Here is a 22,678-nt window from a genome sequence, read left to right as displayed (position 1 = left end):
GGCTGCCGCAAGGCTGTCGGCGGGCTGACGCCGCTCAGACCGGCGCCACCTCGACGGCCGTGCCGTAGGCCAGCACCTCGGTCAGGCCCTGGCCGATGTCGGTCGATTCGAAGCGGAAGCCGATGATGGCGTTGGCGCCGAGTCCGGCAGCGTCCGTCATCATCTTCTCGAAGGCCTGGCGGCGGGCCTGTTCGCAGAGCTCGGTGTAGATGGTGATGTTGCCACCGAAGATGGTCTGGATGGAGCCCAGGAAGTTGCCGATAATCGAGCGCGAGCGCACCACGATGCCGTGCGCGATGCCGATCTCGCGCACCACGCGATAGCGCTGGAAGCCGAAGGCGGTGGTGACGAAGTCGCTGCGGATCATGGGGCGCTCCCTGGCCGGCCGAACGCCGGGAGCTTAGGCACGGCCGCGTTTCGATCCGGTAACGACGCGGGCGCCAGAGCGGCCCGGCACTCGGCTCGGATCGGGACATAAAGAAATGTTTATGTCCTTATTGCCTTCACGGATCGCCTCGGGTATAAGCCGCCGCACGGTCCCCGCCCCGCGCAGGGACGTCCATTTTCCGGCCTTTCCGGCCCAAGGAGCCTTTGATGACGAAGACCCACGATTTCGCGGTCCGCGACCTGAGCCTCGCCGAGTTCGGCCGCAAGGAGATCGCCATCGCGGAAACCGAGATGCCCGGCCTCATGTCCGTGCGCCGCGAGTACGGCCCTGCGCAGCCGCTGAAGGGCGCCCGGATCGCCGGCTGCCTGCACATGACGATCCAGACGGCCGTGCTGATCGAAACCCTGCAGGCGCTCGGCGCCGAGGTGCGCTGGTCGTCCTGCAACATCTTCTCCACCCAGGACCACGCCGCGGCCGCCATCGCGGCCGCCGGCACGCCCGTCTTCGCCCACAAGGGCGAGACGCTGCAGGAGTACTGGGACTTCGTCGCCCGCACCTTCGATTGGCACGACGGCGGCGTGCCGAACATGATCCTCGACGACGGCGGCGACGCCACCATGTACGTCATCCTCGGCGCCGAGGCGGAGAAGAACTCCTCGATCCTCGACCATCCGAGCAACGAGGAGGAGGTCGCCTTCTTCGCGACCATCTGGAAGCGGCTGAAGACGCAGCCCGGCTGGTTCTCGAAGGTGCGCGAAGCGATCCGCGGCGTCTCCGAGGAGACCACCACGGGCGTGCACCGGCTCTACCAGCTGACCGAGCAGGGCCGCCTGCCCTTCCCGGCGATCAACGTCAACGATTCCGTCACGAAGTCGAAGTTCGACAACCTCTACGGCTGCCGCGAGTCCCTGGTCGACGCCATCCGGCGCGGCACGGACGTCATGCTGGCCGGCAAGGTGGCGGTGGTGTGCGGTTACGGCGACGTGGGCAAGGGCTCGGCCGCCAGCTTGCGCAACGGCGGCGCCCGGGTGATCGTCACCGAGATCGACCCGATCTGCGCGCTGCAGGCCGCCATGGAGGGCTACGAGGTCCAGACCATGGAGGACGTCGCGCCGGCAGCCGACATCTTCGTGACGGCGACGGGCAACAAGGACGTCATCACCATCGAGCACATGCGGGCGATGAAGAACAACGCCATCGTTTGCAACATCGGCCACTTCGACGCCGAGATCCAGGTGAGCGCGCTCCGCAACTACAAGTGGGACAACATCAAGCCGCAGGTGGACCACATCGAGTTCCCGGACGGCAAGAAGATCATCCTGCTCTCCGAGGGCCGGCTGGTGAACCTCGGCAACGCCACGGGCCATCCGAGCTTCGTCATGTCGGCGAGCTTCACCAACCAGACGCTGGCGCAGGTTGAGCTGTGGTCGAACCCGGACAAGTACGAGAACCGGGTCTACACCCTGCCGAAGACGCTCGACGAGAAGGTTGCGGCGCTGCACCTCGAGAAGCTCGGCGTGAAGCTCACCAAGCTCTCGAAGGAGCAGGCGGACTATATCGGCGTAACCGACCAGGGTCCGTTCAAGCCCGAACACTACCGGTACTGATCGATCGATCCCGGTAATACAAAATATAGAAAGCCGCGCGATCCCCTCGCGCGGCTTCATCATTTGCGGCCGACGCACTCTCCCCAGGGGTTCCGGGACACGGTATCTTCCGGTGATTCGTCGAGTTGCCGGGCCGGTCGGTTCTTCGCCCGGGGTCGGAACCCAAGCATCATCGGTCGATCGGACGCGGAGGACGCTCCAGCATGCGGGCGCGGAGGCGATGTCGGATTCGGACGGCAGTCCAGAGACTTGCCTCTGATCCGGCGATCCGGTTCGGGGTCCCGGGCCTCCTCGTCTCGGCCACGCCGGCCGCCGCTGCGCCGGAGGTGCTGGCGATCGGCTATTCGCACGAGATCGTCCTCGTCGCGACGCTGACCGGGGTGCTCACGGTCGCGGTCGCGAGCGCGGTCGGCATGATGCGGGCCCGGACGCGCTCCGAGCAGGAGATCGCCCGCCTCAAGACCGAGAACGCCGACCTCAAGGCCCAGGCCGACCGCGCCGAGGCGCTGCTCGACGCCGAGGACCAGATGGTGATGGTCTGGGGCCGGCCGGACGAGCCGCCCTTCGTCACCGGCGCCCTCGGGGCGGCCTCGGGCGCGCCGAAGGCGCGGGGGCAGTTCCTCGCCTTCGGGTCGTGGCTGGCGCACGAATCCGCCGCCGAGCTCGACCGGCGCATCGCGGCGCTGCGCGAGCGCGGCACGCTCTTCACCATCGAGCTCGCGACCAAGACCCACACCTTCGTGGAGGCGGCCGGTCGGATCGGCGGCGGGCGTCCCTTCGTGCGCTTCCGCGACCTGACGGGCGAGCGGCTGGCTTTCGCGGAGCTGAAGGACCGGCACCGCCGGCTGGGCCAGGACGTCGCCGCCATGCGGGCGCTGCTCGAGGCCATGCCGATGCCGGTCTGGGTCAAGGATCGCGCCGGGCGGCTGGTCTGGGTCAATCCGGCCTATGCGCGCGCGGTCGAGTCACCCGACGCCGCCAAGGCCGTGCAGGCGAACGCCGAACTGCTCGACCGGTCCGGCCTCGACACCGTCGACCGGATGCGGCAGGGGCAGGCGGCCGTCCATGCCCGGCTTCCGGTGGTCTCCGCCGGGACGCGGCGGATCTACGACGTGGTCGACGTCACCTCCGAGGCCGGCCAGGCCGGCATCGCCACGGACGTGTCGGACCTGGAGCGGACACAGGCCGAGCTTCGGCGCACCATCGACTTCCATGCCCGCACACTCGACCAGCTGGCGACCGCCGTGGCCATCTTCGGCGCCGACCGGCGGCTGCAATTCTATAACGCCGCCTACCGGTCGCTCTTCGGCCTCGACCCGGGCTTCCTCGACAGCAGCCCGGAGGACAGCCAGATCCTCGACCAGCTGCGCGCCGTGCGGAGGCTGCCGGAGCAGGCCGACTTCCGGCTCTGGAAGCGGGACATGCTGAGCGCCTACCAGTCGCTGGAGGCGCGCGAGCACTGGTGGCACCTGCCGGACGGGCAGACCCTGCGCGTGATCGCGAACCCGCACCCGCAGGGCGGCGTCACCTACGTGTACGAGAACGTGACCGAGCGGCTGGAGCTGGAGAAGCGCCACAACGCGCTCGTCCGCGTGCAGGGGGAGACGCTCGACCATCTGACCGAGGGCGTCGCGGTGTTCGGCTCGGACGGACGCCTGCGGCTCTGGAACCCGCGCTTCGCGGCGCTCTGGCACCTCGACGACGCCGCGCTGGCCAACCGGCCGCATATCGGGGACGTGGTGCGGGCCTGCTCGTCCCTCTATCCGGACGTTCCCACCTGGGACCGGATCAAGGTCGCGGTCGCGGGGCTGGCGGAGAACCGCACCCGGCTGGAAGGCCGCATGGAGCGGCGCGACGGCAGCGTGCTCGACGTCAGCACCGTTCCGCTGCCGGACGGCGCCACCCTGGTCACCTTCGTCAACGTGACCGACACGGTCAACGTCGAGCGCGCGCTCATGGAGAAGAACGACGCGCTCGAGGAGGCGGACCGGATCAAGACCGACTTCGTCGGCCTCGTCTCCTACGAGCTCCGCTCGCCGCTCACCAACATCATCGGCTTCGCGCACCTGCTCGCGGACGAGAAGACGGGGTCGCTGAACGACCGGCAGCGCGACTACGCCGGCCACATCATGACGTCGAGCCAGGCGCTCATGGTGATCGTCGACGACATCCTGGACCTGGCGACCATCGACGCCGGCATCATGAAGCTCGATCTCGTCGAGATCGACATCGCGGGTGCGATCGGCGAGGCGATCGAGGGCGTGAAGGACAGGCTCGACGCCAAGTCGATCCACCTGTCGACCCGTGTCGACGCGCAAGCCGGCACCTTCCTGGGCGACGGCAAGCGCATCCGGCAGGTGCTCTTCAACCTGCTGTCCAACGCGATCCGCTTCTCCGAGGAGGGCGGAGAGGTGAGGCTGCGCGCCGAGCGCGACCGCGGGGCGCTGGTGATCACCGTCGAGGACGACGGCATCGGCATCCCGGAATCGGAGCTGAAGTCGGTGTTCAGCCGCTTCCACGCGCGCCGGCAGGGGCCGCATCGGGGCGGGGCCGGGCTCGGGCTCTCGATCGTGAAGAGCTTCGTCGAGCTGCACGAGGGCAGCGTGACGATCGAGTCCGAGGAGGGGCGCGGCACGTCCGTGATCTGCCGCTTGCCGGAGCGTCCGCAGGGCGGCACGGTGCCGGACCGCGGCCTGACCGCGGCGGAGTGACGGGCGTGACGGCATCGGGGACGGGGTTCGCCCTCGCCATCGACCTCTGCGACGAGGACGCGACGCGGCGCCTCGCCGAGGACATCGCGCTGGCGCTGCGCGCCGGAGACGTGGTGGCGCTGGCGGGCGACCTGGGGGCCGGCAAGACCACCCTGGCCCGCGCGATCCTGCGCACGCTCGCCGACGACCCTGACCTCGAGGTGCCGAGCCCGACCTTCACGCTGGTGCAGGACTACCCGCTTCGGCGCTTCGCGGTCTTCCACTTCGACCTCTATCGTATCGGCAGCCCCGAGGACCTGGTCGAGATCGGCTTCGACGAGGCGTGCCGGAGCGGCGCCGTGCTGGTCGAATGGCCGGACAAGGCCGGGGACCTCCTGCCCGCCGACGCGCTCAGGGTGGATCTCTCGGAGGGCGCCGGGCCGGATGGACGGAGGGCGCGCCTGTCGGCGCCGGCAGGCCGCTTCTCGGAGCGGCTGGCGCGCTCGGCGGCGATCCGGGACTTCCTCGCCGGGGCCGGCTGGGGCGGCGCGGCGCGGCGCTACCTGCAGGGGGACGCGTCGACGCGCGCCTATGAGCGGGTCCGGCTCGGGGAGGCGGGGCGGATCCTGATGGACCAGCCCGCCGAGGCGGACGACGAGGCCGGGCGGTCGCGGGTGGCGGCGCTCAGGGCCGCCAAGCTCGCCGAGGATACGCGACCCTTCCATGCCTTCGCGCTCGGGCTGGCGGCCTGCGGCTTTTCGGTGCCGGAGATCCACGCCCACGACCCCGAGCGCGGCTTCATGCTGATCGAGGATCTGGGGCGGGAGGTCTGCATCGAAGGGGATCCGCCGGCGCCGGTCCGGGAGCGCTACCGCGTGGCCGTCGAAGTGCTCGCGGCCCTGCATGGCATGGACCTGCCGACGGTGCTGCCGGACGGGACCGGAGGCACCTATGCGATTCCGCGGCTGGAGCGCCGAAACCTCGTCGCGGAGGTGACGATCCTGCTCGACTGGGGCATCCCGTACCTGCTCGGCCGGCCGACCACGGGAGAGGAGCGGGAGAGCTTCCTCGCCGTCTGGGAGCCGCTCTTCGACGAGATCCTCGCCGGGCCGGCGACTTGGTGCCTGCGCGACTACCACTCGCCCAACATCCTCTGGCTGCCGGAGCGCGAGGGACTGCGCCGGCTCGGGATCCTCGACTTCCAGGACGCGGCGCTCGGGCACCCGGCCTACGACGTCGCCTCGCTCGCGCAGGACGCGCGCATCACCGTGCCGGCGGAGATCGAGGCCGAGCTGCTCGCCCACTACGTGGCGCTGCGCGCGGCGGCGGATCCGGCCTTCGACGCGGCCGCGTTCCGGCGGGCCTACATGATCCTGGCGGCACAGCGCAGCACGCGGCTGGTCGGCCAGTTCGTGCGGCTGCTCAGGCGCGACGGCAAGCCGGGCTACATGCGGCACTACCCGAGGCTGTGGGAGTATCTCGGCCGTATCCTCGGCGAGGAGGTTTTGCGGCCGTTGAAGCTCTGGTATGACGCCCGCGTGCCGGAGGCCGCCCGATCGGGCCCCGGCGCCTGACGCCCCAAGCCCAGGACGCTTTCCATCCCCATGACCGTGACCACTCCGAAACGCCCGACCGTCGCGATGGTGCTCGCCGCCGGGATCGGCAAGCGCATGCGGCCGCTGACGGCCACCACCCCGAAGCCGCTCATCGAGGTGGCCGGCAAGTCGCTGGTCGACCACGGGCTCGACCGGCTGGCGGCCGCCGGGGTGACGAAGGCGGTGGTCAACGTGCACTACCTCGCGGACCTGGTGGAGGTGCACGTCTGCAAGCGCAGCAGGCCGGAGATCGTCATCTCGGACGAGCGCGAGAAGCTCCTGGAGACCGGCGGCGGGATCGCCAAGGCGCTGCCTCTCCTCGGGAACGAGCCCTTCTTCGTCTACAATTCCGACAGCTTCTGGATCGAGGGCGTGGCCAGCAATTTCGACATCCTGGCCGACTTCTGGGATCCGGCGCGGATGGACATGCTGCTCCTGCTGTCGCCGACCGTCACCGCGGTCGGGTACGACGGGACGGGGGATTTCATCATGGATCCGCTCGGCCGTCTCGAACGCCGGCTGGAACGACAGGTCTCGCCCTACGTCTATGCCGGGGTGGCGATCATGAGCCCGACGGCGTTCGAGGCCTGTCCGGCGGGAAAATTCTCGCTGAACGTGCTCTTCGACCGGGCGATCGAATCGGGCAGGTTGTACGGCGTGCACATGGACGGCATCTGGCTCCATGTCGGCACCCCCGAGGCGATCCGCGAGGCGGAGGACGCCATCCGGCACAGCGCGGCGTGAGCGGAGCCTCCGCGATCGCGCCCGACCGCGGAGACCGAATGCCAGACCCGAGCCCGAGACCCCGCGTCTTCACCATCGCGCCGTCGCGCCCCTTCCTGCCGACCCTGGTCGCGGCCCTCATGGACGGGCGGCTCGTCCCGGGCTTCGGCCGGGATAGCGGGCCGCTGGCGCTCGCCGACGCGACCATCCTGGTGCCGACCCGTCGCGCCGCCCGGGCCCTGCGCGAGGTCTTCCTGGAGGCGCTCGGCGGCCGGGCCGCAATCCTGCCGGTGATCAAGCCGCTCGGCGATCTCGACGAGGACAGCCTCGTCATCGACCGGGCCGCCTTCGCGCGCGACCTGACGCCCGAGATGGACGGCGTGGCGCGCCTGCTCGGGCTCTCGCGGCTGGTCGCCGCCTGGTCGTCGAAGGTGGCGGGCCTGCTCGTCAATCCGGTGACCGAGGCCTCCCCGACCTTACCGGCCTCGCCCGCGGAGGCCGTCCATCTCGCCCGCGCGCTCCTGGCGCTCCTCGACCAGGTCGAGACCGAGGCGGCCGACTGGAGCCGGCTCTCGTCGATCGTGCCGGAGGACCACGCGGGCTTCTGGGCGCTGACGCTGAGGTTCCTGGAGATCGTCTCCGAGACCTGGCCGGCGGTGCTGGCCGAGCGCGGCCTCGTCGATCCGGCGAAGCGGCGCAACCGCCTGATCCGCGAGGAGGCGCGCCGGCTCGCGGAGCATCCGCCGGCCGGACCGATGATCGTGGCCGGCTCGACCGGCTCGATCCCTGCGACCGCCGACCTCATTCGCGCCATCGCCCGCCTACCCCAGGGTGCGGTCGTGCTGCCCGGCCTCGACCGCGACCTCGACGCGGAGTCCTGGGCCGCCATCGGGGCGCCGGACGACCCCGAGCGTCGCCCGGTGCCCGGACACCCGCAATACGGCCTGAAGCTCCTGCTGGCGCGGCTCGGGATCGACCGCGACGGCGTGGACGACCTCGACCCCGAGCCGTCCGCCGCCCTGCGGCTCCGGGCGCGCGCCGTGTCCGAGGCCCTGAAGCCGGCCGGGACGACGGAGACCTGGAAGGACTTCGCCCGGGAGGTCCGTCCGACCGGGGGCCTCGGCGCGGCCTTCGAGGGCGTGTCGCTCGTGGAGGCGCGATCGGACAGTGAGGAGGCCCTGGCGATCGCGGTGGCGCTCCGGGAGGCGCTGGCCGATGAAGGCCGGACCGCGGCGCTGGTGACGCCCGACCGGGATCTCGCCCGCCGCGTCTCGGCGGAACTGGGACGCTGGGGCCTCGCGGTCGACGATTCGGCGGGCGTGCCGCTCCTGTCGACGCCGCCCACCGTACTGGCGCGGCTCGTCGCCGAGACGGCGACCGGCGGCTTCGCGCCCGTCACCCTGGTGGCCTTGCTGCAGCATCCGCTGGCCGCCTTCGGCCTTCCGCGGGCCGCGGCGCGCGGGGCGGCACGGGCGCTCGAGCTCGCCTGCCTGCGCGGCCCGCGTCCCCGCTCGGGCTCGGCCGGCCTGCGGGAGGCCTTCGACCAGGCGCGCCACGACGCGGGGGCACGCGTCCGCAGCCAGCCGGCCGCGCGCCTGAACCTGCAGCAGGCCGACTGGGCGGCGGCCGAGGACCTGCTCGACCGGCTCACGGACGCGCTCGGTGGCCTCGAGGCCCTCGCGCTCGCGCCCGGCCTCAATCCGCTCGCGGACTTCGCCGGCGCCCATGCCGAAGCCGTCCGGGCCGCGGCTGCGGACGAGGAGGGGTCGGACGCGCGGCTCTTCGAGGGCGAGGCCGGGGAGGCGCTCGCGTCCGCGCTCGCCGGGCTCGTCGCCGCGTGCCGGGACACCGAGAACCGGATGGAGATCGGCGGGCGCGACTATCCGCCCGTCTTCGAGGCCCTGATCGGTCCGCAGCCGGTCCGGCGGCGGGCGGGCGCGGATGCGCGGCTCGCCATCTGGGGGCCGCTCGAAGCGCGGCTGCAGTCGGTGGACCGTCTGATCCTCGCCGGGCTCGACGAGGGCACCTGGCCCGCCTCGGCGCGCAGCGACCCCTGGCTGTCCCGGCCCATGAAGGGCGACCTCGGCCTGGAGCCGCCGGAGCGCCGGATCGGCCTCGCCGCCCACGACTTCGCCCAGGGAATCGGGGCCCGGGAGGTAATTCTCGCCCGGGCCGTGCGGTCCGGCGGCGCGCCGACCGTGCCGTCGCGCTGGCTGCAGCGGCTGACCGCCGTCGTCGACCGAGCGACGCTTTCGGCCATGCGGGCGCGGGGCGAACGGCTGCTCGGCCTCGCGCGCGATCTCGACCGCCCGGCGGTCACGAGGCCGCGGCCGGTGGCGCGGCCCGCGCCGGTGCCGCCCCTCGAGGCCCGGCCGGACCGGCTGTCGGTCACCGAGATCGAGACCTGGATCCGCGACCCCTATGCCATCTATGCCCGCCGCATCCTGAAGCTGGAGCCGATCGAGGCGCTCGCGGCGGCGCCCGACGCGGGCGACCGGGGATCGATCGTGCACGCGATCCTGGAGCGCTTCGTGGAGGGCTGGCGGCCGGAGCCGGCGGAGACCGCGCTGGAGCGCTTCCTGAGCTTCGCCGAGGACGCGCTCGCGCCGCACTCCGCCTTTCCGGAGGTGGTCGCCCTGTGGCGGCCGCGGCTGGCGCGGATCGGGCGATGGTTCCATGCCTTCGAGCTCGGCCGGCACCCGGACGTGGCGGCCCGCATCCTGGAGTCGCGCCAGGCGATGGAGCTAGCCCTGCCTGGCGGCCCCTTCACGCTGACCGGCCGGGCGGACCGGATCGACGTGATGTCGGACGGCAGCGTGGCGGTCCTGGACTACAAGACCGGGACCCTGCCGAGCACCCGCCAGGTGAAGGTCCTGCTCGCGCCGCAGCTGCCGCTCGAGGCCGCGATGGTGAGGGCCGGCGCCTTCGGGGCGGATCTCGCCGGCCGGACGGTGTCGGACCTGCTTTACGTCAAGCTCTCGGGCTCGGGCGAGGGCGGCGAAGCGCGGCTGGCGGCCGGGAAGCCGGCCAGGGGCGAGGTGCCGCCGACGCCCGACGAGCTCGCCGAGGCGGCGCTCGCCAAGCTCATCGGCCTCGTCGCGCTCTACCGCAGGCCCGGCCAGGGCTATCCGTCGCGGCCGCGGATCCAGTTCTCGCGGCGGATCGACGGACCCTACGACCACCTCGCCCGCGTCAAGGAATGGGCGGCCGGCCAGGGAGGCGAGGAATGAGCGCGCGCATCGTCGCGGTGCCGGAGGATACCCGGCGGCGCCAGCGGATCGCGGGGGACCCGTCCGCGTCGGCCTGGGTCTCGGCCAATGCCGGATCGGGCAAGACCTGGGTGCTGAGCCGCCGGGTGATGCGGATCCTGCTCGCCGGGACGCCGGCCTCGCGCATCCTCTGCCTGACCTTCACCAAGGCCGCGGCGGCGACGATGTCGAACCGGGTGTTCCAGGAACTCGCCGCCTGGGCCACCGCACCCGACGAGGCGATCGGCCCGGCCATCGAGGCGGTCACCGGGGTCGTGCCGGACGAGGCGGAGCGGCGGCGGGCGCGGCGGCTCTTCGCCGAGGCGATCGAGACGCCGGGCGGGCTCAAGATCCAGACCATCCACGCCTTCTGCGAGCGCGTCCTGCAGCAGTTCCCGCTCGAGGCGGACCTCGCCGGCCAGTTCGAGATCCTCGACGAGGGCGGGGCGCTCGACCTCGTGCGCAGGGCGCGGGACGGCGTGCTGGTGCGCGCCGCGGAGGCGCCGCCGGGAAGCCCCCTGGCGGCCGCCTTCGCGCAGGCCATGGAAGCGGCCGGCGAGGACGGGTTCCTGTCGGCCCTCGACGAGGTGGTGGCCCGGCGCGACCTGATGCAGGAGGCGCTGCTGGCCGCCGAATCGACGGGCCGCAGGTTGGAGGACGCGGTCGCCGGGGCGCTCGGCGTGGCGCCGGGCGATAGCATCGTGGCCGTGGACGCCGCGGTCGCCCGCTCGCCGGAGCTCGCCGGCGGCGTCCTGGCGAGGCTCGTCACGGAACTGCGCCGGAGCGGACCGAAGTGCCAGGACCTCGCCGACAAGCTCGAGGCCGGCGCGGCGGCGCCCGACAGCGCGGACGGGCGGGCGGCCTGGCGCGACGCCTTCTTCCGCAAGGACGGCGAGCCGCGGCAGGCGAAGAGCCTCGCCGCCAAGGCGGTGCAGCAGGCGATCCCGGGCCTCGTGGAGATGTTCGAGCGGGAGATCGCGCGGCTCGAGGGGTTGGCGGACCGGACCGCCGGCCTCAGGGCCTTTGCGGCCTCGCGCGCGCTGATCGTGCTCGGCAACGCGGTCATCGCCGACTACGAGCGGGCCAAGCAGGCGCGCGGCGCGCTCGACTTCGACGATCTCGTCGGCCGGACCGCCAGGCTCCTGGCGCGCTCCGACGCGGCGGCCTGGGTCCAGTACAAGCTCGACCAGGGGATCGACCACATCCTGGTCGACGAGGCGCAGGACACGAGCCCGCGCCAGTGGCGGATCGTGCGCCAGCTCGCCGACGAGTTCTTCGCCGGCGAGGGCGCCCGGCCGCGCCGGCGCACCATCTTCGCGGTCGGCGACGAGAAGCAGTCGATCTACTCGTTCCAGGGCGCCTCGCCGCGGGAATTCGGCGAGAGCCGGAGCTTCTTCCTGGCACGGGCGCGGTCGGCCTCGGCCACGTTCGAGCCGGTGACGCTCGACCTGTCGTTCCGCTCCACCCCCGATGTGCTGGCGGCGGTGGACCGCGTCTTCGCGAGCCCCGCCCTGCGGGCCGGCGTGACCCAGGATGGCGGCTGGCAGGACCACGTGGCGGTGCGCCGCGACGACCCGGGGCTCGTCGAGATCTGGCCGGTGGTCGAGCCGGTCAGGGTCGAGGAGCCCGAGGACTGGTCCCTGCCCATGGACCTGATGCATGTGGAGGCGCCGCCGCTGCGGCTGGCCCGGCGCATCCGCGACGAGATCGCGGCCCTGACGGCGCCGGACTTTCGGCTGGAGGGCACGGGCCGGTGCGTCCGCCCGCGTGACATCCTGGTGCTCGTGCGCAAGCGCGGGGCCTTCGTGGAGGCCATGAACCGGGTGCTGAAGGAGGCCGGCATCCCGGTCGCGGGGGCCGATCGGCTGGTGCTCACCGAGCATATCGCGGTCGAGGACCTGATGGCGCTCGGGCGGGTGATGCTGCTGCCCCAGGACGACCTGTCGCTGGCCGCGGTGCTGAAGAGCCCTCTGTTCGGGTGGGACGATGAGCGGCTCTACCGGGTGGCGGCCGCGCGGCAGCGGCGGGAGGGGTTGCAGGAGGCTCTGTTCCGGCTCGCCGCGGAGGACACGGTCCTCGCCGAGACGGCCGAACGCCTGAAGGCCTGGCGGCGGCGGGCCGACCTCGTCCCGCCCTTCGAGTTCTTCGCCGGCATCCTGTCGGCCGACGGGGCGCGGCGGCGCTTCGTCGAGCGGCTCGGACCGGAGGCGGAGGACGTGATCGAGGAGTTCCTGGCCGCCGCGCTCGCCCACGACCGGGTGGAGGCGCCGAGCCTCGCCGGCTTCCTGCATGCGCTGGAGGCGGCGCCGCCGGAGATCAAGCGCGAGATGGACGAGGCGCGCGACGAGGTGCGCGTCATGACGGTCCATGGCGCCAAGGGGCTGGAGGCGCCGGTCGTCTTCCTGGTCGACGGCGGCTCCAAGCCGGTCAGTTCCGGGCACGAGCCCAAGATCCTGGCCCTGCCGATCCCGGGGGTGCCCGGGGCGGTGCCGGTCCCGGTCTGGTGTCCCTCGCGGCAGACGAAGTCGGGCCGGATCCTGGAGGCCCTGGACGGGTGGCGGCGGGAGGCCGAGGAGGAGTACCGGCGGCTCCTCTATGTCGCCATGACGCGGGCCGCGGACCGGCTCTACGTGACCGCCCATCAGGGCGGCCGGCCGCTCGACGAGGCCTGCTGGTACCGCTCGATCGAGCGGGCCCTGGCGGACGAGGCCGAGGCGGTCGCGGCGGAGGGCCAGGTCGTCGCGCGACGCTGGCGGAGCGGCACGCGACCGCCGGTCGCCGCGGAACCGGAGGCTGCGGCCGGCGAGGCTCCCGCCCTGCCGCTCGTGCCGCCGTGGCTCCACGAGCCGGCGACGCCGGAGCGGAGCCTCGGCCTGCTCCGGCCGTCCAGGGCGCTCGCGGAGATCGAGGCGAAGGACGGCCTGCCGGCCTTTCCGGCGACCAGCGCCTTCGAGGCGGCGCTCGCTCCCGAATCGACCGAGATGCGGCGCGGGCGGGTGGTCCACAAGCTCCTGGAGGTTCTGCCCGACATGGCGCCGGCGGAACGGCAGGCGGCGGCCGTCCGCTTCGTCCGGTACGTCATGCCCGAACTCGCCGAGGACGGCGCCGCCGGGGTGGCCGGGGAGGTCCTGGCGGTTCTGGAGGCGCCGGCCTTCGCGGCGGCGTTCCGGCCGGGGTCACGCGCCGAGGTGGCGATCGTCGGGACGGTCCAGGGACCCGACGGGCCGCTCGCCGTCTCCGGGCAGATCGACCGGCTGGCGGTCGACGACGGCGAGGTGCTGGTGGTCGACTTCAAGACCAACCGGCGGCCGCCGACCGATTCGGCCGGAATTCCGCGCGAGTATGTGGCTCAGATGGCCGTCTACGGCCGGCTGCTCGCCGATCTCTTCCCCGGCCGGCGGATCCGCGCCGCGATCCTGTGGACGGCCGGGCCGCGCCTCACCGAGATCCCGCCCGGCGAGCTCGCCGAAATGCTCGGCAAGCTCGCCGTTTCGTGACGATCCGTCCCGCCCGCGCGGCAGGGCTGTTGCCTTGACGGGTCGGACGGCCGTTCCTACCTTCGCGCCATTCCCCCGACAACACGGGCGCCCACGGCCCCGACCGGAAAGGCAATCCCATGGCGACCGAGAAGACCACCGATTCCTCCTTCGAGTCCGACGTGCTGAAGTCCGGCGAGCCGGTCTTGGTCGACTTCTGGGCGGAGTGGTGCGGCCCGTGCCGGACGATCGCCCCCGCGCTCGAGGAGATCTCGGGCGAGATGGCGGGCAGCCTGAAGGTCGCCAAGCTCAACATCGACGACAACCCGAACACGGCGGTCCGCTACGGGGTGCGCTCGATTCCGACCCTTATCCTGTTCCGGGACGGCAAGCCGGCCGCCAACCTGGTCGGCGCCTACCCGAAGGGCAAGATGGTCGAGTGGATCAAGAACAACATCGCGTGACGGTGCCGACAGCTCGGCAGGTGGACGCCCCGGCCCCTCGGCCGGGGCGTTTTCGTTCGCGCGACCCGGTCTCCGCCGCGCGCGGGGCGCGCGGCGCGCTTGATTTCGGGCGCGGGAACCGCCAAATCGAGGCCGACCCGTTCCACCTTCCCCAATGATCCGAGGACGCCATGACTGACGAGACCCGTTCCACCGCCGCGGCGCAGGCGGAGGCCGCCGCGGCTGCCCGCGCGGACGCGGTGGCCGGCGCGAGCGCGTCGGGCCAGGCCGAGGCGCAGGCCGGCGCGGATGCGGCCGGGCAGCTCGCCGCCGAGAATGCCGAACTCAAGGACAAGGTGCTGCGCACGCTCGCCGAGATGGAGAACCTGCGACGCCGGACCGAGAAGGAGGTCAAGGACGCGCGAGACTACGCGGTGACCAGCTTCGCGCGCGAGCTCCTGGGCGTGGCGGACAATCTCGCCCGCGCCCTGGCGGCGCTGCCGGCCGAGTTGCGCGAGGGCGCGGAAGGCGGGCTGAAGGCCCTCGTCGACGGCGTCGATATGACCGGCCGCGAGCTGACGCGCACCATGGAGAAGCACGGGGTGCGCAAGCTCGACCCGATGGGCAGCCGCTTCGACCCGCACCTGCACCAGGCCATGTTCGAGATCCCCAACGCCGAGGTGCCATCCGGCACGGTCGTGCAGGTCCTGCAGGAGGGCTATGTGATCGGCGACCGGGTGCTCCGCCCGGCGCTCGTCGGCGTATCCAAGGGCGGGCCCAAGGGCGCGGCTCCGGCCCCCGAGGCGGCCGAGCCCGGCGCGACGGTCGACAAGACGGCCTGACGGCCGACGGGCCGGAGGGCGGAGGGGGCGGGCGATCCGCCCCTTTTTCGTGTCTACTGCGTGCCCCGAAGCTCGGCCAGGCTCGCCGGGGGTGTGGTCGGGACGGCCGCGCGCTCGGCCCGCACGCGCCAGACCCGGAGCGGTCCGTCGCCGGGCAGCGGCTCCAGCCAGGGCGGGACGTCGCCCCGCATGAGCCGCGCGAGGAGGCCGTCGGGGTCGCGGCGCAGGATGACGCCGGTCTCGTCGTCGTCCGGGCAGGCGGCCAGGTAGTCGACCCGGCGGCGGGCCGCGATCGACTTCGCGGCCTCCAGCGTGCCGCCCAGGGCCGCGAAGGCGTCCAGGATGCCGGCGGCATTCCGATGATAGGCGGCCGCGACCGCGGCATGGTTCGTATGGACCAGGAGGGCCGCGCCGAGGTTCGTGGGCGCGAGCACCACGCCCTTCGGCAATCCCGCCAGGGTCGCGAAGCTCCGGCGATCGACGCAGAGCCGCTGCCCCTCGTTGGCGAGGGCGGACACCGGCGCCGGGGCCATATCGCCGCCGGCGAGGCGCTGCCGGAGGGCCGCGTAGACGTCCGGGGCGAGCGTGATCAGGTATTGGTTCGGCACGAGGTAGGCCGCGATCAGGATCCCGGTGGCGAGCGCCGGCCCGCGCGCCTCGCCGAAGCGGCGGGCGGCGAGCACGAGGAGCACCAGGGCCGGCACCGCGAAGGCGGCTGAGAAGATCGCCGCCCGCACCTGCCAGGCCGAAAGGGCGACCGAGACGGCGAGCACCGCCGCCACGAGCGCCCAGGCGAAGCGGTCCGGCGCGCCGGCCCGGCGCCAGGCGAGGAGCGTCACGGCGAGGGCCAGGAGCGGGACCGCGAAGTAGCGCAGGAGCTCGGCGGGCGCCTCGACGGCGAGCTGGCGGACGTTGCGGGCCTCGGCGACGAGGTCGAGCCAGATCGGCACGATGCGCGGGTCGACCTCCGCATAGGGGCCGGCGAGACAGGCCGGGGCGCTGGCGATGACGGCGGCGAGCGCCACGGCGCCGAGCGCGCCGAGCGCGGCCAGGCGCAGGGACAGGCGGCTCTGCGGGGCCATCAGGGTGAGGCCCGCCAGCCCGGCGCCGGCGATCAGGGCGGCGGCGACGTAGGGCAGAGAGGCGACGTCGCAGTCCGTCGCGAGCCAGGCCGAGGTCGGGGCGGCGGTCATGCGCTGAAGGGCCATGCCGGCCGCGAAGGCGAGGCCGAAGCCCCGGGCGCCTTCCGCGAAGCGCGCCGGCTCGAGGGCCCAGGCGAGCGCGATGACGGCGCCCGCCACCGCCACCACCGGCAGGGTCTCGAGCCCGACCGCCAGCATGACGGCCGCGATCGCGCCGGCGGCGGCGCCGAGCGCGGGCGTCCGGTCGAGCCGGCTCGCGGCGGCGAGGAGCGCGACCGACAGCGCGAGCTGGACGCCGTGATGGTCGATGTTGCCCGGCATCATCATGGCGAGCGCGGGCGCGGCGAAGATCCCGAAGGCGAGCGCGGTCAGCGTCGCCTCGGCCCCGAGCAGGCGGCGGCAGAGCGCGACGAGGGCGAGGAGGTAGGGCCCGAGCACCAGCACCGGCCAGAGCGCGAGCGCGAGCGTCTCGGCCCCGGCGCGGCCGGCCCAGGGCTCGGCGATCAGGATCATGCGCGAGATCGGCCAGTCGACGAGGCGGGACCAATGCATCTCGACGCCCGCGGGCGGATCGAGCCGGGGCTGCCGCAGGTCCGTCCAGGCGGCGCCCGCGAGATAGTCGCGCACCTCGACGAGGCGCATCAGGCTGTCGGTGTCGGCCGTGCCGCGCAGCGCGAGTTCGGGCAGGCGCAGGACCGCGAAGGCGAGGCCGATCGCCAGCCAGGCGAGGAGCGCGAGCCCGTAGTCGGCGCGCGCCCTGCCGACCGGACGGGCCGGACTCGACGTGATCGTGGCCATGGGGACCCTTCGCGAGGCAGGCGGAACGTGTTGGAGTTACTCGACATTAAGGCCGTGAAGATAGGGTAAACCGGAATGGCGCGGGCCGGCTCGGCGGGCGTGCCGAAGACGTGGAGGGGCCCGGGTGGTACCTGTCAGCAACAGTCCGGCCGCATCCCGGCCGATCGGCCCGACGTTGCGGCGGCTCGTGGCCTTCGGGGCGACCGGCGGGGCAGGGTTCGCGATCGATGCCGGCCTGCTCTGGCTGCTGACCGCGCGGGCGGGGCTCGACCCCTTCTCGGCGCGGGCGCTGTCGGCCCCGATCGCCGTCGCGGCCACATGGCTCCTCAACCGCAGCCTGACGTTCCGGGCCCCGTCGCGGGGGGCGGCGGCGCTGGCGCGCGAGGGCGCCCGCTACGGCATTGTCGCGGCGTCCGGCGCGGGGCTGAACTACCTCGTCTACGCGGCGGCGCTCCTGGCCGTGCCCGGGCTCGCGCCGGTGGCGGCGCTGGTGGCGGGCTCGCTGGCCGCCATGGCCTTCACGTATGCGGGCTATGCGCGCTTCGCGTTCCGGGCGGAGGACTGAGGCGGCGCGTCAGCGCCGCGCGATGGTCGACTCGGCGATGGAGCCGTCGCGGAACTGGAGGCGGACGGTCATGGAGCGGGTTGCGGGAGGGACCTTGAAGTAGGTCTTTTCGGGCGCGGGGACCGAAAAGGGGTCCTTCGGGTCGCAGGGGGGCAGTTCGATCGCCTTGTCGACGGGCTGGCTGTCGAGCCCGTAGGTGGCCTTGGCGATGGTGCAGCGGTAGCTGACGAGGTGGCTCGTATAGACGAGCAGGCCGTTGTAGTCGCGGAAGGCGATCCAGGAGCCCTTGGTCATCTCGAGCGCCTGCTTCTGCTGGCCGACCAGGGCCGCCATCGGATCGAAGGGGATCCGGAACGGCCCGGCCTCCTGGCCGCGCAGGTCGAGGTAGGTCACCTCGATGGCCTTCGGCTCCGCGCCCGGGACGATGGAGATGTTGGTGTTCGGCATCGGCCGGCCGGTGCGGGGATCCGTGCCGAAGCCGGGGCCGGCCTGCACGAAGGCGCCGCTCTCGCCGAGCCGGTACGCGAAGCCGACTGCCGGTTCGGGGAGCTGGACATAGACCGACCAGTCGTTGCCGCTACGGGTGAAGATGGCGCGCGGCTCGACCTGCTGGGTTTCCAGGAGCGCGTCGAGGGCGCGCTTGCGGCGCCGGGCGGAGTCGAGCCAGTCGGCCAGCATGGTGCGGTCGAGGAACCGGCGGGCGAGCGTGCCGCGTTCGTCGCCGTCGAGGAAGCGGGCGAGGCTGTCGCGCTCGCGGCGCTTCTCGGCGATGGTCTGGCTGCCGAGGCGCGCCTCGGACACCTCGTCGGCGAGCATGTACCAGCCCGGGCCGTAGTCCGGATGGGCCGCGACGAACATCTCGACCCGGCGGCGGCGCTCGGCATCGTCGTAGAGCGAGGCGGAGACGAGTTCGTAGGCGGGGCTGGCAGCGCGGCCGGCGAAATTCGCGAAGACTTCGCGGGCGCCGGCACGGCCGTCCTGCACGCGCACGAGGGCGGCGAGGCGCGACCAGGTGTCGACGGCGTCGAGGTCGAGGGCGGCGAGCTGCAGGTAGGCCCGGCGGGCCGCCAGCGCGTCGCCGCGGGACTCCGTCAGCCGGGCGTTATGGTAGATCTCGGCGGCGGTCTTCGGATCCGCGACCAGGCCTCCGGCCTGGGAGAGCGCCTGGAAGCTGCGGGTCATGTCGTCGATCGAGGTGGTCAGCCGGTCGGCGACCGAGGCGATCTTGTCGGCGCTGCGGGCGGCGCGCTCGGCGCTCGACCGGGCGGTCTCCTCGACCCGCCGCTGGCTCTCGGCGACGGCCGCGACCCGGGTCTCGACGCGATCGGTCGCGGCAGCGGCGTGGCGGACGATCTGACCGGTGGTCTCGGCGGAGGCCTTGAGGCCCTCGACGGAGCCGGCGGCGGCGCCGACGCCCTCCTCGATGCGGGCGACGCGCTCCGCCACGCCCTCGACCGTCTGCCTGACGGAGGCCACGTCGGCGGCGACGAGGCCGAGGCGGCGCTGCAGGTCGGCGACGGCAGGGACCACGCTGGCCACCACACCGTCCTCGGCCGCCTCGGCCCGCTGCATCTGCCAGAGGCCGCCCGAGACGACGGTCACGAAAAGGGCGAAGACCAGGGCCGGGGCGGCCCGGTCGGCCGCGAGGAGGCGCGCGAACAGGACGGTCGCGAGGACGAGGCAGGCCACGGCGCCGAGCAGGAACACATAGGCGGCGAAGGGCGCGACCGGCTGCAGGACATCGGCCACGAAGCCGGCCACGGCGGCGACGCCGGAGGCCCACTTGCCGTTCTTGGCGAGGGCGCTCCTGAGCACCGCGGCAGGGCCGCGCAGGATTTCACCGCTCGCGAATTCGATCATGATGTCCTTTGCCCCGAGCGCCGACTGCGGCAACGAGTTCCGAAGCTTCCGCTAATAAAGGAGGTCTGTTTCGCGGGTGTTTCGTGACGGCAGTGTCATGACAGCCCTGCGAATCGTGAGTTGTATCGTTTCGGGACCCCCGATGAAGGGCTCGCTGCGTCGCCTCCGAGGCGGTCTTGCCGGCATGGGCCGTGCGGTTGACGACCGCGAGGTTGGGGACGCCCCAATAGTCGAGGAGGTCCGGCCAGGGCTTGTCGCGGTGGTCGCGCCAGACCGCGAAGAGCGGGACGCGGTGGTCGACCTCGGCGCCGCGCAGGAGGCGGCCGCCGGTCTCGGCGCAGCGCCGGCGCTGGCGCAGCTTGAGGGCGTCGAGCGCCCCGACGGGCGCGGTCCAGAGCTTCCAGGCGGCGACGCAGCAGCTGTGCCAGCGGGCGACGCGGTTGAGGCGTCCGTCGCCCCAGAGGTCGCGATGCCAGCCGAGGCGGTAGACCGCGGCCCCGCAGACGCAGCACCGGCCAGGCTCGACCGCATGGGCGGGCTCGCGCCAGGGGGCGGGCGGGGCCCGGAAGGTGTCCGGCAGCCCCGCGAGGCCGATCCGCCAGGTCCAGCCTTCGGGGGCGCCGGTGCGAGCCGCCAGGGCGCGCGCCAGCGCGTCGGCGCGCAGGGGATGGTGGCGCCAGTAGGATTCGACGGCGAGCCGCGGGGTCGGCGGCACGAAGGGGCGGGACAGGGCGAAGGCGAGCACCCGCGCGGGGAAGACCGCCGGAAGGCTGCGCTCGAGGCGCGCTCGCGCCTTGGCGTTGCGCTCCATGCGCCAAACCGTTTCCGCCATCGGCGAGGCTCCCGAACCGCCCGGCCTCGGGTCCGGGCCGAGCCAGGGTGACGGAGGCAGGGTTAACGAACCGTTACCACTGTCAGAGGTAGGGTGAGGCGAGCCACACGGTCCGGTCGCGCAGCCGGAGCAGGAAGGGCCGCGCCGCGAGCCCCTCGCGGGTCATCTCTTCGGCCGTGGCGATCCGGTCGAGCACATGGCGGGCGATCCAGGCGGCGAGGGCCGGATCGTAGACCTCCAGGTCGATCTCGAAGTTCAGGCGCAGGCTGCGGGGGTCGAGGTTGGAGGAACCGACATAGGCCCAGGCGTCGTCGACGGCCATCAGCTTGGCATGGTCGAACCGGCCGGTGGACCGCCAGACCCGGCAGCCACCGGCGAGAATCTGGTCGAGCTGGGCCTGCATGGCGCTGTCGACGAGGCGGAGGTTGTTCTCGCCGGGCAGGACGATGTCGACCCGGACCCCGCGCCCGGCCGCGATCGCGAAGGCGGCGACCAGCCGCCGGTCGGGGAGGAAGTAGGGCGAGGCGACAAGGACCCGCTCGCGGGCCACGGAGAGCGCCCCGAGGATCATGCGATGGGTGCATTCGAGGTGCTGGTCCGGCCCGGAGGGGACGGCCCGGGCGAGCGCTGACCCGGGACGGTGGGCGGCCGTGCCGGCGAAGATCGCGTCGAGCGGCAGTTCCTCGCCGGTGGAGAAGAGCCAGTCCTGCGCGAAGACGGTGCCGAGGTCCTCGACGACCGGACCGGCGACGCGGAAATGGGCGTCTCGACCCGCCCCTTCCCCGGCGATCCGGGCGGAGAAGGACTGGCGGATGTTCATGCCGCCCATGAATGCCTCGCGGCCATCGACGATCATGATCTTGCGGTGGGTGCGCAGGTTGGCGTAGGCGAGCCTCAGGCCGAGCATGCCGTCCATGAACAGCGCATGCCGGATCCCGAGGTCGGCGAGGCGGCGCGTGATCGGGGGGCGCGAATAGCGGGACCCGATCGCGTCGACGAGGACGCGGACCGAGACCCCGCGGGCGACCGCCGCCCCGAGCGTCTCGGCGAAGAGCGCTCCGATGCGGTCGTCGTCGAAAATGTAGGTCTCCAGCAGGACCCAGGACGACGCCCCGTCGATGGCGGCGAGCATCGCGCCGTAGGCGTCGTCTCCGGTCGCGAGCGGCTCCACGGCGACGCCGGGGCGCAGCGGGAAGGCCGCAACCGTATCGCCGAGCCGGCGCAGGGGCGCCAGGCCCTCCGGCACGGTGCCGGCCGCCGCGGACGGGCGGCCGCCGGCGGCCGCTATCCGTTCCAGGCTCTCCTCGCGACCCTTGAGGCGGGTCTCCCGCCGGACGCGGTTCACGCCGAAGACGATGTAGACGACCGCGCCCAGGATGGGGGACAGCAGGATCACGCCCGTCCAGGCGGTGGCGGCGCGCACGTCCTGCTTGGTCATGATGGCGTGGACGGAGGTCGCGGCACCGAGGACGAGCGCCACAGCACCGGTGATGTGCGGCCAGTAGGCGGACATCACGTCGACGACCGCATCGTGGATCGCCATGGAAAGCCGCCCGCCTCCGTTTCCTGCGCCGCGCCCAGGAAGGCCGATCCGGACGGTCGCGGTCAAGCCGGGACAGGACCGTGTCATATCGGCGTCGCTCCATGCTACGCGAATCGGTTATGAGGAACTTCCGGCCATACACGGGTATTTGACTAGCCTTTCGGCGCTCGCCAGTCTGAAACGGGGCCGCGCAGGCGATCGGAACGGACTCGACGAGCCCGGGACCGGTCGTTCGAGCGCCCCTACGAGGACCACCCCATTCGAAACCGCCCCGCGGCCAACCGCCGAACGACTGCCCCGGGCCCGGGATCCGACGGCCAGGACACAGTGCCGCCCGCTTGGGCGGTCATGGTCCGGCGGACAGCAAGGCTAGAGACTTGAGGAGGCTTTTCATGACGTTCCACAACGCCCTCGGGAGGCCTGCGGCGACCGCGGCCGTCCTCTGCGGCCTCGCCCTCGCGACCGCGTCCGGCGCCGCGGCCCAGGCGGCCGCCGAGGCGAGCGAGAGCCCGTTCACGGCCCTGAAGGGCAACTGGCAGGGCAGCGGCACGATCACGCTGCAGAACGGCAACACGGAGCGGCTGCGCTGCCGGGCGACCTACCAGGTGGACCGCGACGGGTCGAGCCTGCAGCAGAACCTGGCCTGCACCAGCGACAACTACAATTTCGAGCTGCGCAGCGGCGTCGAGTATGACGGCGGCAACATCACCGGCACCTGGATGGAGGTGACGCGCAACCTCGAGGGCAAGATCACCGGCAAGATCCGCGACAAGGGCGAAATCCGCGCCGCGGTGCAGAGCCCGAACTTCTCGGCCTCGATCTCGATCGCCACGCGCGGGAACAAGCAGGCCGTGACCATCCGGTCGCCGGGGACGGAGCTGACGCAGGTCAACATCACGCTCGACCGGAAGGGCTGAGCGGGGGTC

15 protein-coding genes are annotated in these 22,678 nt (G+C 72.7%); 10 read left to right on the top strand and 5 right to left on the bottom strand.

Translation table 11 applies throughout. The annotated features are described in order from the left end of the window. Nucleotides 1–34 precede the first annotated feature (34 nt). Complete coding sequence (locus WBG79_RS03070) at nt 35–367, bottom strand: YbjQ family protein (RefSeq protein ID WP_337355638.1); 333 nt, start codon at nt 365–367, stop codon at nt 35–37. A 227-nt stretch (nt 368–594) separates the two neighbouring features. On the opposite strand from WBG79_RS03070, the gene ahcY reads away from it, so the two are divergent. The 8 genes from ahcY (at nt 595) to grpE (ending at nt 15,012) form a co-directional block, all read left to right on the top strand. After that, a complete protein-coding gene (ahcY, locus tag WBG79_RS03065) occupies nt 595–1,995 on the top strand; it encodes an adenosylhomocysteinase (RefSeq protein WP_337355637.1) in 1,401 nt (466 codons plus the stop codon). Nucleotides 1,996–2,321: 326 nt separating this feature from the next. Then, nucleotides 2,322–4,706, top strand: a complete 2,385-nt coding sequence (locus tag WBG79_RS03060) for a PAS domain-containing sensor histidine kinase (RefSeq protein WP_337355636.1) — start codon at nt 2,322–2,324, stop codon at nt 4,704–4,706. 5 nt (nt 4,707–4,711) lie between these two features. Beyond that, entirely contained in the window at nt 4,712–6,259 is a 1,548-nt protein-coding gene (gene tsaE, locus WBG79_RS03055; RefSeq protein WP_337355635.1) for a tRNA (adenosine(37)-N6)-threonylcarbamoyltransferase complex ATPase subunit type 1 TsaE, read from the top strand. 30 nt (nt 6,260–6,289) lie between these two features. Continuing rightward, nucleotides 6,290–7,024 carry a nucleotidyltransferase family protein gene (locus WBG79_RS03050; RefSeq protein ID WP_337355634.1) on the top strand — a complete coding sequence of 245 codons (735 nt, stop codon included), beginning with the start codon at nt 6,290–6,292 and terminating at the stop codon, nt 7,022–7,024. A gap of 38 nt (nt 7,025–7,062) precedes the next feature. After that, the gene (gene addB / locus WBG79_RS03045) at nt 7,063–10,233 is read left to right on the top strand and encodes a double-strand break repair protein AddB (protein WP_337355633.1); all 3,171 of its coding nucleotides are present in this window, start codon (nt 7,063–7,065) and stop codon (nt 10,231–10,233) included. Further along, a complete protein-coding gene (gene addA, locus WBG79_RS03040) occupies nt 10,230–13,748 on the top strand; it encodes a double-strand break repair helicase AddA (protein ID WP_337355632.1) in 3,519 nt (1,172 codons plus the stop codon). The genes addB and addA overlap by 4 nt, the downstream gene beginning before the upstream one ends. A 119-nt stretch (nt 13,749–13,867) precedes the next feature. After that, nucleotides 13,868–14,191 (top strand): thioredoxin, encoded by a 324-nt coding sequence (gene trxA / locus WBG79_RS03035; protein WP_337355631.1) that lies wholly within the window; start codon nt 13,868–13,870, stop codon nt 14,189–14,191. A 170-nt stretch (nt 14,192–14,361) separates the two neighbouring features. Next, a complete protein-coding gene (grpE, locus tag WBG79_RS03030) occupies nt 14,362–15,012 on the top strand; it encodes a nucleotide exchange factor GrpE (RefSeq protein WP_337355630.1) in 651 nt (216 codons plus the stop codon). A gap of 53 nt (nt 15,013–15,065) precedes the next feature. Here grpE and WBG79_RS03025 read toward each other — a convergent pair whose 3' ends face one another. After that, nucleotides 15,066–16,952, bottom strand: a complete 1,887-nt coding sequence (locus tag WBG79_RS03025; protein WP_337355629.1) for a hypothetical protein — start codon at nt 16,950–16,952, stop codon at nt 15,066–15,068. Nucleotides 16,953–17,076: 124 nt separating this feature from the next. Between WBG79_RS03025 and WBG79_RS03020 the strand changes: the two genes are divergently transcribed. Continuing rightward, nucleotides 17,077–17,517, top strand: coding sequence for a GtrA family protein (locus tag WBG79_RS03020; protein WP_337355628.1), 441 nt, complete (start codon nt 17,077–17,079; stop codon nt 17,515–17,517). Between the two features lie 9 nt (nt 17,518–17,526). On the opposite strand, the gene WBG79_RS03015 is transcribed toward WBG79_RS03020, so the two are convergent. The 3 genes from WBG79_RS03015 to WBG79_RS03005 form a co-directional block, all read right to left on the bottom strand. Next, a complete protein-coding gene (locus WBG79_RS03015) occupies nt 17,527–19,377 on the bottom strand; it encodes a methyl-accepting chemotaxis protein (RefSeq protein ID WP_337355627.1) in 1,851 nt (616 codons plus the stop codon). After that, on the bottom strand, nt 19,355–20,209 hold the full coding sequence (locus WBG79_RS03010) for a hypothetical protein (protein WP_337355626.1): 855 nt from the start codon (nt 20,207–20,209) through the stop codon (nt 19,355–19,357). Before WBG79_RS03010 ends, WBG79_RS03015 begins: the two co-directional genes overlap by 23 nt. 82 nt (nt 20,210–20,291) lie before the next feature. Beyond that, nucleotides 20,292–21,752, bottom strand: a complete 1,461-nt coding sequence (locus tag WBG79_RS03005) for a phospholipase D-like domain-containing protein (RefSeq protein ID WP_337355625.1) — start codon at nt 21,750–21,752, stop codon at nt 20,292–20,294. Between the two features lie 392 nt (nt 21,753–22,144). Here WBG79_RS03005 and WBG79_RS03000 point away from each other — a divergent pair, with 392 nt between their 5' ends. After that, nucleotides 22,145–22,669, top strand: coding sequence for a hypothetical protein (locus tag WBG79_RS03000; RefSeq protein WP_337355624.1), 525 nt, complete (start codon nt 22,145–22,147; stop codon nt 22,667–22,669). Nucleotides 22,670–22,678 lie beyond the last annotated feature (9 nt).

It is taken from the genome of Prosthecomicrobium sp. N25 (assembly GCF_037203705.1).
Lineage (GTDB): Bacteria > Pseudomonadota > Alphaproteobacteria > Rhizobiales > Ancalomicrobiaceae > Prosthecodimorpha.
Note: the sequence above shows the minus strand (reverse complement) of the source record. Positions and strands in the feature narration are given on the sequence as shown.

Coding starts and splice junctions, on each gene's coding strand:
- addB (WP_337355633.1), top strand. CDS start 7,063: ATGCCAGACCCGAGCCCGAGACCCCGCGTCTTCACCATCGCGCCGTCG.
- WBG79_RS03005 (WP_337355625.1), bottom strand. CDS start 21,752: ATGGCGATCCACGATGCGGTCGTCGACGTGATGTCCGCCTACTGGCCG.
- WBG79_RS03015 (WP_337355627.1), bottom strand. CDS start 19,377: ATGATCGAATTCGCGAGCGGTGAAATCCTGCGCGGCCCTGCCGCGGTG.
- ahcY (WP_337355637.1), top strand. CDS start 595: ATGACGAAGACCCACGATTTCGCGGTCCGCGACCTGAGCCTCGCCGAG.
- WBG79_RS03050 (WP_337355634.1), top strand. CDS start 6,290: ATGACCGTGACCACTCCGAAACGCCCGACCGTCGCGATGGTGCTCGCC.
- WBG79_RS03000 (WP_337355624.1), top strand. CDS start 22,145: ATGACGTTCCACAACGCCCTCGGGAGGCCTGCGGCGACCGCGGCCGTC.
- WBG79_RS03010 (WP_337355626.1), bottom strand. CDS start 20,209: ATGGCGGAAACGGTTTGGCGCATGGAGCGCAACGCCAAGGCGCGAGCG.
- trxA (WP_337355631.1), top strand. CDS start 13,868: ATGGCGACCGAGAAGACCACCGATTCCTCCTTCGAGTCCGACGTGCTG.
- WBG79_RS03025 (WP_337355629.1), bottom strand. CDS start 16,952: ATGGCCACGATCACGTCGAGTCCGGCCCGTCCGGTCGGCAGGGCGCGC.
- addA (WP_337355632.1), top strand. CDS start 10,230: ATGAGCGCGCGCATCGTCGCGGTGCCGGAGGATACCCGGCGGCGCCAG.
- WBG79_RS03070 (WP_337355638.1), bottom strand. CDS start 367: ATGATCCGCAGCGACTTCGTCACCACCGCCTTCGGCTTCCAGCGCTAT.
- grpE (WP_337355630.1), top strand. CDS start 14,362: ATGACTGACGAGACCCGTTCCACCGCCGCGGCGCAGGCGGAGGCCGCC.